Below are 14,351 nucleotides of genomic sequence, written 5' to 3'. Positions count from 1 at the left end.
TTTTATAAAAATAGTTAATCGGAGTTTTGTGCAAAAATGAGTGAAAAAGAGCTAATAAAAAAGTTGTCAGAATTATGTAAAAAGCCAGGATATATACATGCATTAGCTTTGTATACATTGAAAAGCTTTTTTATCGTTTATGAAGAAAAGCTCCGTAAAAGTGATGTAGCTAAAGCTAACAGTAGAGATAATTTAATTAGAAATGAGCAAAATTTATTATTACTTTTGCTAGGTAATCATATTGATGAAACTCAGCTAAACTTGGAGGAAATAGCAGCATATATTGAAGAGACAAAAATAATTCTTAATGAAATACATCAATCAATAAATAACAATATATTTAAAAAAATTTTTCAAAATATGGAAAAATTTAAAGATGAAAGAGGTTTTTTTCAAGAGCCAGAGGTATGGCGAGAAGCAATTTTCTACGGGGCGGAATCAGCTTATTATTTTCAATATAAAGAACTTATATATTTAAAATTTATAAATGATAATGATTGGTTTAAACAAAATAAAGGGTTTGCTATCTCTGAAGGATTAGAAATCATTGAAACGATTGATAATCTTTTAGACCTAAAAAGAAGTATCGGTATTTTAGATTCTGACAAAAATTTAAGAACTATTGAGAACTTTTCATTTACTGTTGATGAGTTAATAAATCTTAATTCAACGTTAAATTTTAAGAGTGTAGAAGCTTTTATCCAAGCTTTTCTTCGACCTAAAGATGATGCGAGTGAAATATCAAAAATAGATGATTTTAACATCTTAGTAGCAACACCAATTATTGGGCTTGAACATGAGGTCTATTTTATCGCTCACATGTATTCATTGTACGAATCTTTCTATGAATCTCCTTTTTATTGGATGAATGCTGATAAAAAATATTGTTCAATAGCTAACAAGAATAGAGGTGATTTTACAGAAAATATAGCTGAATCATTTTTATTAAGAATTTTTGGTAGAAATAATGTATATAAAAATATAAATATATATAGTGGAAAGGATAAAATATCAGAAATCGATGTTTTAGTTGTTTTTTCAAACTATGCAATAATTCTACAAGCTAAATCGAAAAAACTGACATTATTATCAAAGCAAGGAAATGAAATTTCTTTACAAAAAGATTTTAAGTTGGCAATTCAAGATTCTTATGATCAAGCTTTGATCTGTTCGAAATCTATAACTAACTCAGATTATAAGTTAATGGATTCTTCTGGTAATGAGATTCATATAAATAGAAATATAAAAGAAATATTCCCTGTATGTATAGTTGCAGAGCATTATTCAAGTTTATCTATCCAAGCTCATCAATTTATTAAATATCAGAGAGATGAAAATATCCATGAGCCATTAATAACTGATATTTTTTTCTTTGATGTTCTTACCGAATTGTTAAATAATCCACTTTATTTTTTGAGTTATTTAGAGCGTAGAGGAAGTTACTTTAAAAAATTAATAGTTCAGCAGGAATTGAGTGCGTTAGGATATCACTTAAGCCAAAATCTTTATTTTGATAAGGAATTTGATCTGATGCATATTGAGGAAAATTTTACTCATGGAATAGATGTCGCAATGGCTGTTAGAAGATTAGGGGTCGCGGGTCTTGATACACCTATTGGAATTTTAACTAAATTAAAAGGAACACAAGTATATAAAATTATAGAAAATATATTAGAACTAGATAATTATTATGCTATTAAATTAGGATTTTATTTATTAAAGTTAAGTGAAATATATGTAAAGCAAATTGATGAATTAATTGTTCTCAATGTTAAGAACACTTTCAATACGGGACAGGAGCATGATTTAACCTTCAAGTTGGATGAAGAAGTCATTGTTGGTCTAACTATACACACTAATAATTTGGCAATAGATGAGGCAAGAAATAAAATTTTAACTCACTCAAAATTAAGAAAATATAAAGAAAAATCGAACTTATGGTTTGGTCTAGTTATACAACCAAATCATAATAAAGAACCGAGTATCAAAGATTTGATAGTTTTAAGTGACAATTGGATACATGATGAATTGTTAGAAGATTTTCAGGTGGTTTTGTCTGATAAATATAATTATGATTTATCTAGAAAAGTTAAAATTAGTACAAAAATTGGAAGAAATGAAAAATGTCCTTGTGGCTCAGGTAATAAATATAAGAAATGTTGTTTAGTATAACCTCTCCCAACCTCCCTTTGAAAAGGGAGGAGCTGTCACGTAATTTATTAGATTACGTGCAAGTCCCCCTTTGGCAAAGCGGGATTTAGGGGGATTCAATTAACCAATCGAATCATCCAGATTCGGCGCTAACCAACGCTTTGCTTCATCCAGCGTCCAGCCTTTACGCTTGGCATAATCATCCAACTGATCTTGCGAAATTTTACCGACATTAAAATATTCACTTTGTGGCAAGCTATAGTAAAAACCGCTGACACTTGACGGCGGCCACATTGCAAAACTTGAAGTCAGATAAGTACCGATTTGATCAGTCGAAGCTAACCAGTCGAACAAAACTGCTTTCTCTGAATGTTCAGGGCAGGCAGGATAACCCGGTGCAGGGCGAATTCCCACATACTTTTCTTTAATTAAGGCTTCATTATCCAGATTTTCATCTGGTTGATAACCCCAATATTCTTTACGAATTAGCTCATGTAAATGTTCGGCAAAGGCTTCAGCAAAACGGTCACCCAATGATTGCACCAAAATCGCAGAATAATCATCACCTTTGGCTTTATATTCATTCGCCAGTTCTTCCGCACCAAAAATTGATACCGTAAAACCACCCAGATAATCAGTATGCTGTTCTGAACTGCTAATAAAATCAGCCAGTGACAAATTGGCTTTGCCTGTGACTTTGTCAGATTGCTGGCGTAAATGTTCAAAGCGGTGTGTGACCTTACCTTGATCATCATAAACAGAAACAGTGTCATCACCTGTACGTTTGGCAGGATGAAGTGCAAATACAGCACGTGCGTCAAAGCGATCATTTTCAATAATGTCTTTGAGCATGGCTTGCGCTTGATTATACAAATCTGTTGCTGCTTCACCCACGACGTCATCTTGTAAAATTTTTGGAAATTTGCCTGCCAAACTCCATGAAATAAAGAATGGTGTCCAGTCAAAATAAGGCACGAGTTTTTCGAGTGGATAATGTGTTATGACTTTTTGACCGATCATTTTTGGCTGAGGAGGAATGTAGGCATCCCAATCAATTTTAAAACCATTTTCCACAGCTTCTTTATAGTTCAGCTTGGCAGCTTTCGGTTGCTTATTGGCTAGACGTTCACGAATTTTGGCATATTCAGCACGATGTTCTTCAATAAACGCCCCACGCATTTCTTTAGAAAGTAGAGTGGTTGCAACACCGACCGCACGGGAAGCATCGGCAACATAAATCACCGCATCATTTGAATATTGCGGATCAATTTTAACGGCTGTATGTGCTTTCGATGTCGTTGCGCCGCCAATCAATAAAGGAATATTAAAGCCTTTACGCTGCATTTCTTTCGCAACAAACACCATTTCGTCCAGACTTGGTGTAATCAATCCAGACAAGCCGATAATGTCACATTTTTCATCAATCGCTGTTTGCAGGATTTTTTCAGCAGGTACCATCACACCCAAATCGACAATATCATAGCCATTACAACCCAAGACTACACCCACGATATTTTTACCAATATCATGCACGTCACCTTTTACGGTTGCCATGAGCACACGACCTTTGGACTCACTTTCGCCTTTTTCTGCTTCAATGTAAGGATTTAACCATGCCACGGCTTGTTTCATGACTCGCGCAGATTTAACCACTTGTGGCAGGAACATTTTACCTGAACCGAACAAGTCACCGACCACGTTCATGCCATCCATGAGTGGACCTTCAATCACATCCAAAGGACGTTTGGCTTTGAGACGGGCTTCTTCAGTATCTTCATTAATAAAGGTGGTAATTCCTTTAACCAGTGCGTATTCCAGACGTTTCTCAACGGACTGATCGCGCCATTCCAGATTTTCGGCTTCTTTGGTTACACCGCCTTGACCACGGAATTTTTCTGCGACTTCAAGCAATTTTTCAGTTGCAACCTGTCCTGATTCGCCCTGATTTTGATTCAGAACCACATCTTCAACCGCATCTTTGAGTTCTTTGGGAATATCGTCATAAATGGCCATTTGACCCGCATTGACAATCCCCATGGTCATGCCTTGCTTAATGGCATGATAGAGAAATACTGAATGAATGGCTTCACGCACAGGCTCATTACCACGGAACGAGAATGAGACGTTGGATACACCGCCTGAAATCATGGCATGTGGCAAGTTTTGTTTAATCCATCCTGTCGCTTCAATAAAGTCGACGCCATAGTTGTTGTGTTCTTCGATCCCTGTTGCCACGGCAAACACGTTCGGATCAAAAATAATGTCTTCAGCAGGAAAGCCAACGTCATTGACTAAAACATCATAAGAGCGTTTACAGATTTCACGCTTACGTGCAGCGGTATCAGCCTGACCTGCTTCATCAAAAGCCATCACGATAATTGCAGCACCATATTGACGGCATAAGCGTGCTTTTTCGACAAACTCGTCATAACCTTCTTTTAAAGAAATCGAGTTGACCACAGGTTTGCCTTGTACACATTTTAACCCTGCTTCAATGATCTCCCATTTGGATGAGTCAATCATAATTGGCACTTTGGAAATATCAGGTTCAGATGCCACTAGATTCAAAAAATGCACCATCGCATTTTGCGAATCGAGCATGCCTTCATCCATATTGATATCAATAATTTGTGCGCCAGCTTCAACCTGTTGTTGTGCCACATCCAGTGCTTCGGCAAAGTTTTCTTCACGTATTAAACGCAAAAACTTTTTTGAGCCTGTGACGTTGGTACGTTCACCGACATTCACAAACAATGAATCATCATAAATATTAAAGGGTTCTAAACCACTTAAACGGCAAGCAGGACGGGTTTCAGGCACTTGACGCGGCTGAATGTCTTTGACTGCATTGGCAATGGCACGGATGTGATCTGGCGTTGTACCGCAACAACCGCCTGTGATATTGATTAAGCCACTTTCGGCAAATTCTTTTAAAAATGCGGCGGTTTGTTCTGGTGTTTCATCATATTCACCAAAGGCATTCGGTAAACCTGCGTTTGGATGCGCTGAAACAAAAGTATCTGCCACGTCAGAAATGGTTTTGACGTGCGGACGCATGGCATCTGCACCCAACGCACAGTTAAAGCCAATTGAAAGCAAGTCACCATGACGCACCGAATTCCAGAAAGCTTCAGCAGTTTGACCTGTTAAAGTACGACCTGAGGCATCGGTAATGGTGCCTGAAATCATCAACGGCAGTTCATGACCAATTTGCTTAAAGACTTCTTTAACGGCAAAGATCGCGGCTTTACAGTTTAAGGTATCAAATACCGTTTCAATCAGAAGAATGTCTGCACCACCTTCAATCAGTGCATGGGCAGCTTCAATATAGTTTTCTTTTAACTCATCAAAAGTAATATTACGAAACGCAGGGTCATTCACATTCGGTGAGATTGAACAAGTCCGTGACGTTGGCCCAAGTACGCCTGCAACAAAACGAGGCTTGTCTGGGGTCGAGTATTTTTCACAGGCTAGTTTGGCTAAACGCGCTGCCTCACGGTTAATTTCGGGAACCAGATCTTCCATATGATAATCTGACATGGAAACCCGTGTACCATTGAAACTATTGGTTTCAATAATATCTGCACCAGCTTCAAGATAGGCTTCATGAATACCCTGAATAATCTGCGGTTGAGTCAGAACCAGTAAATCGTTATTTCCTTTAAGGTCGGATGCCCAGTCTGCAAAACGTTCACCACGATAATCTTCTTCTTCAAGTTTGTGACGTTGAATCATCGTTCCCATCGCACCATCAATAATGAGAATACGTTGAGCAAGAAGGGCTTTAAGGGTGGCAAGCGTGGACATGGAAAACCCCTGATGAATTAAAAAACGCGTTATTGTAACAGAAACGACCACAATACATATGGCTTTCGTTGAGCTTATCGAAAGCTTTAAGGCATATGACCGTGATTTATAAGTGGGGGAATTTCATCAAAATGCAATATTGATCTTACAGAATGTCAAATTACGAATAGACTGAGGAATAAATATTACAGCTTGTCATATTTCATCATTATTGCTCTAAAATACATCAATCCATTGTAATAAAGATTTTTTTAATATAAGTAGTTGTATTTATGGGTATTAATTACTAAAAATAGCGAAACCGCATAGAGGTTTTCGCAATAATTGGAGTCAAATGGTTAAAAAATGACTTCATTAGACCCTCATTTGTCATATAATTGTCATAATTTAATTTAAGAATATGGGGATTTTCACGATCCTCTTGAACCGTCTACATGAATTCAAATCTTCCTCCCGTTTCGGATTCAACACATGTCGAAAACGGGCATATTCAATCGACGAATGTACATGTACCAACACCGAAGTTTTTTATGCCGGTGTTTCTTACGGTTATTATTGCAACGCTGATCTATATTGCGTTTCAGGTGAATGCGGATTTAGCGCATGTTCCAGCTTTAAGTTTATATTCTATTATTTTATTGGCGACCGCGCTGTTTATTGCGTTGGGCTTTGAGTTTGTCAACGGTTTCCATGATACGGCAAATGCCGTGGCAACCGTTATTTATACCAATGCTTTGCCTGCACCTGTGGCTGTGATGTGGGCGGGTTTTTGTAATTTTCTGGGGGTGATGGTTGCCAGTGGTGCAGTTGCCTACGGTATTATTGCCTTACTGCCTGTTGAACTGATTATGAATGTCAGCAGTGGTGCAGGCTTTGCCATGGTATTCGCACTGTTGATTGCTGCAATTATCTGGAATTTGGGAACGTGGTTTTTAGGAATTCCAGCGTCGAGTTCACACACTTTAATCGGTTCGATTTTGGGTGTGGGTATCATGAATCATTTACTCAATGCCGCCACAGGCAGTACCAGCGGCATTGATATGGATCAGGTGATTAAAGTTGGTAAGGCTTTATTGTTTTCACCTTTAATTGGTTTTGCTTTTGCTGCGATACTTTTTGTTTTAGTTAAAAAAATATTTAAACGCCAACTGGAGTTATTCCAACCACCTGAAGGGAATAAACCACCACCGCCACTGATTCGTGCCATCCTGATTTTTACCTGTACGGGGGTGAGTTTTGCGCACGGTTCAAATGATGGTCAAAAGGGCATGGGTTTGATCATGCTCGTATTGATTGGTTTGGTTCCTATGGCGTATTCCTTAAATAAAAGTCTCGATACCCAACAGCTTCAAACTTTTCAACAATTGTCTGGTCAGACTTCACAGTTGTTATATGCCAATCATGTTGAACTTGAAGATGAAAAAGCACGCCTTATTTTAACCAAATATATTCAGACCAAAGAGCAGACACCAGAAGTAATTCCTGCTTTAGCCAGTTTGACGGATCATTTGGGACAACGGGTAGGGAGCTATAACAGTTTAAAAGATATTCCAGAAGAAGCTATTGGTGATATTCGTAATGATATGTACCTAAGTACTAGTAGCTTTAAACGTCTGGACAAAGCTGAAGCTTTACCTGTTATGGCAGACGATCAAAAGAAAGTGCTCAAGGATTATCGTGATAATCTTGATTCGTTCTTGCAATACATTCCAACATGGGTGAAAGTCGCGGTGGCATTGGCATTGGGTCTAGGCACGATGGTAGGCTGGAAACGTATTGTCGTCACAGTGGGTGAACGTATTGGTAAACACCATATGACCTATGGTCAGGGGATGTCTGCTGAATTAGTCGCCATGAGTACCATTGCTGCGGCCGATGGCTTAGGGATGCCAGTCTCAACAACACACGTTTTAAACAGTGCAGTTGCGGGTACTATGGTGGCCAACAAATCTGGTCTAAACTTTAATACTGTAAAAACGATTTTGTCGGCTTGGATCTTTACTTTACCAGCCACGATTTGTTTATCTGGCAGTCTATACTGGTTATTCCTGCAATTTGTTGGCTAAATGCTAAAAGTAAAATGAGAAAAAAAGGTCACCACGGTGACCTTTTTTATGAGCTGTTTCTGATTCACTCTAGGTCATAAAAGCATATCAACTATTGATTTGAATCTGTTTGAGTTCATATATGACCTGATTCAGCTCTCTTTGTTTCTTGATGATTTTCTCCTGATCTTGTTGTCGTTCAACACCTGCCAGATCCGTTTTTAATTTTTCAATTTTTTGCTCTGTTTTAAGCTGCAACATTATTTGGGATGAATCATCGTCACGACAATAACGATCAACGTTTTGAATGGCATGTTTTAAACCTGCAACGCGATAACGACTCGCATATTTTTCAGCGTAGCTCAGTTGAGATTGTAGCTCCTGCTTCTTGTGAGCACATGTCGATGCGGCATAGCAGGGAGAGATAAGACTGGCAATAGTTGCCAAAACGACCACTGTCTTTTTGAGAGTGTTCATAATAATCAGACTGTTTTAAACAAAATAAATCCTGGAAAGTAAAGTGACTGCACGATGCCAAACGGTCATATGAACGGTCACTTTCTATTCAAAATTAATTTAACAAGTCTTTATTGATCGATCTTGGCGTTTCAAGCCATATTTTTTATCCTTTTTTCAAAGGAATTTTGTCTCGAACTAAGCCATATAGTGCTGCAAATGGCAAGGCACTACGGGCAAGATAAGCAACTCGCCATAATCCGCCATGATTTGCACCTTCCATCATTAGCTCTAAAGGATGTTCAAGCTCGGTTTCAGGGTTGGCAACCGATAAATCGTTTCTTAAATCATGTACCCACAGCGCTGCCATAATTGCATTGGTCGTTTCAGGACTAAAGGATTCAACATCAAACAAATCTGCACCGTTAAAGGCTGCTTTTAATAACGGATTTTTCGTCACAGAATGCGTGGTGGTTGACGGAGCAATGTTAATACTGACTTTTTGGCCTTGATGACGAGCCAAAGTTGCACGCCATTGTTGAACACGTTTGGCTAAAGCATAATTTGGTCCTTGTTCTATAACCAGACAATCGGCAATTCCATATTGCTTGCCATTATCGGAATGAATTAAACGTTGTTCGCTCGCTTTAAAAAAATGTTTGAACGATAAACCTGAAATGCCTTTGGTCATGAGTTTTTGTAACTTTGAACGTTCCAGAAATTTCTCATGGGCGGCTTCAACCACTTCTTTGGGAACAGCGTAGACATCGGTAGGCGTACACATAAACATCAGACTGGTATTGGGCTTACGTTCACTCACCAAACGCATGATTGTATCCATTGCCATTGAAACGCGAACGTGTTTTTCACCATCCAGATAAGCAATGGCGGCTAAATCCAGACTTTGCTCAAATTTGATCAGCCATTCTGCAATTTCGGGTAGCTGTGTGAGCAAATTGGCTCCTAGTTTGTTTTTTAGTTCATAAGATGGCGTGGTTTCGTTAATACTTTCGAGACTAGGTGCAATCAGGGTTGCGTTCCCTTGCTGAATCAGGGTTAAAATTTTGTTCCAGACATTGGCATTGGGTAAGTCTACCGCCACAATATTGGCTTTCCATTTTGCCAGCCATGGTAGCGGCCCAGCTTCGGATGCTGCACCAAATAACACCATGGTGCGGTCAGATAAATCAAACCATTCAGGATGTGCTTGCGCTGCTCTTAATGCTTGTGCATGACTAGGTTCTATGATGCCGCGTTGTTCCCAGTCTTGAATTTGATCTAGTAAAGCTTGTCCTTTTAAATTTTTACCATGATAAGGCACATACCATTCTGGGTGATCCTGACTTTCACCTTTTAAAATTACAGTATTAAATTCAGCGATATCAGGGACCTGAATCACATCTTTTAGTAAATATTGTTCACCATTTCGGTAAAACTCAAAGCTATGATGCGCTTTATGTAGACCTTGTTTGGCAATATGAATGGGATTGCTTGTTGTGGCGATACCATGTTCGACCAAAGCTTTAAAGTAAACTGGATAATTTTTGCGCCAGTCCTTTTCCTTGGATGCTTGTTGAGAAATCTTATGATCAACCAGTGATAATGCTTCTGAAATAATTGCTTTCCCAGTCTGTGACGTACTCGGCTTTTGAGTTGCAGGATTAACGGGAAACTGTAAACCTTCAATCGAACTGGACATGCCACAACCTCATTTTTAAAGAAATTAATATACAGATGTAAACATTATCTATGCCAACTTGCTTTGCAGAGTGGCATTAACTACCAAAATTGCAAGAAAGCGTTAAATTTGGAGAGTGATCGTCAATCGAAAAAATGAATAGAAGAACATGATCTTTATGAAATGGGTTTACAGATTTATCTGATCTCATTATCAAGACTAATATTGAAATTGATAAAGAATATAATGAAGCTATCTGTAATCTCGAGTTAAATATCAGGCATAAAAAAAGCTCCGAAGAGCTTTAAGCAAAACCATAAGCTGAATTAGAACGGCAATTGAGTCAACTTACTGAAGAAGTGCGCAATTAAACTTGGTTCAAGAATAAGCGTCATCACAATACCGTAGGCAGCCCCCCACAAATGTGCACTATGATTAATATTACTATTGCCCCGTTTACCTGACCAAATACTATAGCCGACATATAACACTGCAAAAATGATGGCAGGCACTGGAATAAAAAACACAAAAATTAATTTCCAAGGTTCAAATAAAATATAAGCAAATAAAACAGCTGAAACCGCACCAGATGCTCCGAGACTTGCCCATCGAGTATCATTTTTATGTTTGAGATAACTCGGCAAAATAGCAAAAATAAGCCCACCCAGATAAAACAAGACAAAACCAAGATCATAAAAATATTGACGGTAGAAACTTTCGATGACACTACCAAAAAAGAATAAGGTGATCATGTTAAACAGTAAATGCGTACCATCAGCATGAACAAAACCATGGGTGATAAACCGATCATATTGACCTCGCTGCATGGCTGGTGGCCAGAAAATCAGACGATTCATGAGCGTCTGATTAGAAAAAGCAAGTAAAGAGACAATGACGGTAATCGCAATCAGGATAATCGTATGACTAAAGGGTAAATGCAACATAGGCAAAATAATCAACAATATTCAAATTAAACGTCATAATGCCATTAAAAACAAAGGAAGACACATTTTAGTGCGAATAAATCCGACAATTTTGGTTGATTTTTTTTAATTCTGCCGCATCTTCAGTTAAAATAAGCCCTTCAGCTTGAGGATGATGATTATGTCGACTGAGAACACGAGCACTTTAGTTGCAGAAGAAATTCCAAACCTTTTGATTACACCATCTGCACAAGAGTATTTAAGTGATCTTCTGGACAAACAAAATACGCCGGGAATAGGTGTGCGTATCTTTGTTGAACATCCGGGTACACCACGTGCTGAGTGTTGCATGGCATACAGTGCACCAGATGAAGTGGTAGCCACTGATTACAAACAGGATTATCCAGAATTTCCTGCCTATATCGATCAACCCTCCATTCCATATTTACTGGATGCTGTGATTGATTACAATAAAGACCGTTTTGGCGGTCAATTGACTTTTCGTGCGCCAAATTCCAAGGTGCCACGTGTCGGACCAGATGCATCGATAGAAGAACGCATTACTTATATTCTTCAGTCTGAAATTAATCCGGGTTTAGCTGGACATGGCGGAAACTGTGCTTTGGTTGAAGTTCGGGATGATCCTGAGCATGGCCTGACTGCAGTGTTAAAATTCGGTGGTGGTTGTCAAGGTTGTTCAGCAATTGATGTCACTTTGAAACAAGGTGTTGAAACCACTTTACGTGAAAATATTCCTGAATTACAACGTGTTGTGGATCAGACAGACCATACTCAGGCAGAAGGCGCGTATTTTAAATAATTCAAATATTGATCTATCAAGCCTCTTTATAGAGGCTTTTTTTTGGAATAATTTTAAAACAAATAGAAGAAAATAATGATAATTATTATCATTAGTATTGTTTTTTATATGTATATTGTTACAATGCTATCGTTTTTTTAAGCTTCTTTTAATATTTCTTAAAAATAGGGGATGAACATGTCTCAACCTATATTACGTAACATTCTCTCTGCTGCGGTTGCAGCAACCATGCTTTCTATGGCACATGCCGCAAATGAAGAAATTGTCAGTACTGAACAAAATGCATCAGTGACAGATTCAACCAAGCTAGAAAAAATTGTGTTGACGGCCAGTGGTCAGGCAGTTGATCTCAAGGAAGCACCTGCATCGATTTCAATTATTACATCCGAAGATATTGAAAAACGTCCTGTTTCAACTTTAGCGGATGTACTCAAGCGCGTACCCGGTGTTACAGGAGGATTAAGCACAAATGGGGATGGTTCAAAAATAAAATTACGTGGTTTGCCAGATAACTACACCCTTATCCTGATTGATGGAAAACGTATTGGTTCATCACGTGATACGAATTATCGACCAGACTTAGGACGACAAGATTTAAACTGGATCACCCCTGATATGATTGAGCGAATTGAAGTGGTTCGTGGTCCAATGTCATCGCTTTACGGTTCAGATGCGATGGGCGGTGTTATTAACATTATTACCAAAAAGATTCAGGATCACTGGACGGGAAGTACAACTTATAACTATACACAACCGACTACATCTGGAGATAAAGGCCGTACCTTTCAAACTGGAGCAGTCGTTAGTGGGCCATTGGCAGATCATGTAGGATTACGTTTAAATGCCAGTCAGATTCGCCGTGAATCAGACAAAGGTTATACGATCATCACTCCACCTCGAGGCGGTGATGCCAATTTAAATAATACAGAAGGTTCAACGGGTTATATAAATAATAACTTTGGCTCACAACTTAATATTAGAATTAATGATCAACATGATCTTTCTCTTGAAGCAACCTATGGCGTAGAGAAAAATTTAAAAGCAGAAGGTGTAACAACATTAAATGGCGCGACTGAGGCTGTTACGGGGCAAAATACTGAGCAGAGTTGGGGTGCAAGTAAATTAGAAAAACAAGGTTATGTTGCTTCATGGGATGGCAAATGGGTAAACGATATTACCTCAAAGCTTTCTGCTTATTATAATGATTATGATCAATCTGGAGATGGTTTAACCGCCAAATCCAATGAGACGATTGCTGAAGGTCAGGTCAATATTCCTTTTCAGTTGGTTGTACCTAATAAGTTGACAGTGGGAGGACAATGGCGTCGTTCAGAACTTAATAATACAGATACGATTGGAACACCTATTAAAGATGCAAATGGAAATGTGGTGCCAAGTTATGATGGTGCTGATTATGCAGGTACTTCTAAACTTGAAGGCAAAACATGGGCTATTTTTATAGAAGATACTTTAGATTTGAATGAAAAATTTAAGTTAACCTTAGGTAATCGTTATGATCATGATGAGAAATTTGGTGATCATAATAGTCCACGTGCTTATTTGGTGTATTTACCGACTGAAGACTGGACCATTAAAGGTGGAGTCGCTAGTGGATTTAGAGCACCCACCATTAAAGAAAGTACCGCAGGTGCTGCAACCCGTTCAGGTGGCAATGGTTGTACTTCTTTAACTTCAATGGGCTATGTTTCTGGTGGTTGTTATATGGCGGGTAATGCTGATTTAAAACCTGAAGAAAGTACAAATTATGAAATTGGGGTGAACTATACTGGCTTTGGTACAGATATCAATTTAACCTACTTCTATACTGATTTTGAAAATAAAATTGAATATGCGGCTTTAGGTCGATTTAATAATGTTTGGTGGACACAATTACAAAATGTTCAAAAAGCCAGAACTGAAGGTTTAGAGTTTAGTGCAGCCATTCCTGTAACAGATCAACTGAAATGGACCAATAGTGCAACTTACTTTTTTGAAGCAAAAAATTTGGATACAGGTGCAGCTTTAATTAATACACCTGAATTAACCGCAACATCTTCTTTGGATTATCTGGTAAATGATGCTTGGTCTGTAAATTTATTGGCAGAGTATGTGGGTAAGCAATATACTACCAATGTAACTCAAGACACTACATTGCAAAAAGCACATACTGTGTTTGGACTGGCAACAAATTATGATGTCAATGATGACATTACTATTCGTGCAGGAATCAATAACCTCTTAAATAAAAAGCTTGCACGCAGTACATCCAATTATTATCTGGAAGGACAATCTGCATTTGTGGGCATGACATATCGATTTTAGAATAAAATAAACATTTAAAAGACGCTCAATGCGTCTTTTTTTGTTAATAAATCTAAATAATGCATTTCTTAATTAAAAAATTAATAATAATAGTTCTCATTTATATTGAAATTTACTGATTAGCTGATAGAATGCCTGCAAGTTTTAAG

At 38.1% G+C, this 14,351-nt stretch carries 8 protein-coding genes; 4 read left to right on the top strand and 4 right to left on the bottom strand.

The window, feature by feature from the left end:
* Nucleotides 1–36: 36 nt before the first annotated feature.
* Nucleotides 37–2,172 carry a YecA family protein gene (locus E0D95_RS06945; RefSeq protein ID WP_130803205.1) on the top strand — a complete coding sequence of 712 codons (2,136 nt, stop codon included), beginning with the start codon at nucleotides 37–39 and terminating at the stop codon, nucleotides 2,170–2,172.
* A gap of 99 nt (nucleotides 2,173–2,271) precedes the next feature.
* Here the strand turns inward: E0D95_RS06945 and metH are convergent, their stop codons facing one another.
* The gene (metH, locus tag E0D95_RS06940) at nucleotides 2,272–5,958 is read right to left on the bottom strand and encodes a methionine synthase (protein ID WP_130803204.1); all 3,687 of its coding nucleotides are present in this window, start codon (nucleotides 5,956–5,958) and stop codon (nucleotides 2,272–2,274) included.
* A 434-nt stretch (nucleotides 5,959–6,392) separates the two neighbouring features.
* Between metH and E0D95_RS06935 the strand changes: the two genes are divergently transcribed.
* Complete coding sequence (locus tag E0D95_RS06935) at nucleotides 6,393–8,024, top strand: inorganic phosphate transporter (protein WP_130803203.1); 1,632 nt, start codon at nucleotides 6,393–6,395, stop codon at nucleotides 8,022–8,024.
* A gap of 87 nt (nucleotides 8,025–8,111) precedes the next feature.
* On the opposite strand, the gene E0D95_RS06930 is transcribed toward E0D95_RS06935, so the two are convergent.
* The 3 genes from E0D95_RS06930 to E0D95_RS06920 all read right to left on the bottom strand — a co-directional run bounded on the left by E0D95_RS06930 (nucleotide 8,112) and on the right by E0D95_RS06920 (nucleotide 11,081).
* A complete protein-coding gene (locus E0D95_RS06930; protein WP_130803202.1) occupies nucleotides 8,112–8,480 on the bottom strand; it encodes a DUF1090 family protein in 369 nt (122 codons plus the stop codon).
* A gap of 145 nt (nucleotides 8,481–8,625) precedes the next feature.
* Nucleotides 8,626–10,158 (bottom strand): hypothetical protein, encoded by a 1,533-nt coding sequence (locus E0D95_RS06925; RefSeq protein WP_130803201.1) that lies wholly within the window; start codon nucleotides 10,156–10,158, stop codon nucleotides 8,626–8,628.
* Nucleotides 10,159–10,463: 305 nt separating this feature from the next.
* Nucleotides 10,464–11,081, bottom strand: a complete 618-nt coding sequence (locus tag E0D95_RS06920) for a rhomboid family intramembrane serine protease (protein WP_130803200.1) — start codon at nucleotides 11,079–11,081, stop codon at nucleotides 10,464–10,466.
* 160 nt (nucleotides 11,082–11,241) lie between these two features.
* Between E0D95_RS06920 and nfuA the strand changes: the two genes are divergently transcribed.
* Nucleotides 11,242–11,880: a Fe-S biogenesis protein NfuA gene (gene nfuA, locus E0D95_RS06915; protein WP_130803199.1), complete on the top strand. Its 639-nt coding sequence runs from the start codon at nucleotides 11,242–11,244 to the stop codon at nucleotides 11,878–11,880.
* 177 nt (nucleotides 11,881–12,057) lie between these two features.
* Nucleotides 12,058–14,202 (top strand): TonB-dependent receptor domain-containing protein, encoded by a 2,145-nt coding sequence (locus tag E0D95_RS06910; protein ID WP_130803198.1) that lies wholly within the window; start codon nucleotides 12,058–12,060, stop codon nucleotides 14,200–14,202.
* The last annotated feature ends 149 nt before the right edge of the window (nucleotides 14,203–14,351 follow it).

It is taken from the genome of Acinetobacter ihumii (assembly GCF_900625095.1).
GTDB classification, from domain to species: domain Bacteria; phylum Pseudomonadota; class Gammaproteobacteria; order Pseudomonadales; family Moraxellaceae; genus Acinetobacter; species Acinetobacter ihumii.
Note: the sequence above shows the minus strand (reverse complement) of the source record. Positions and strands in the feature narration are given on the sequence as shown.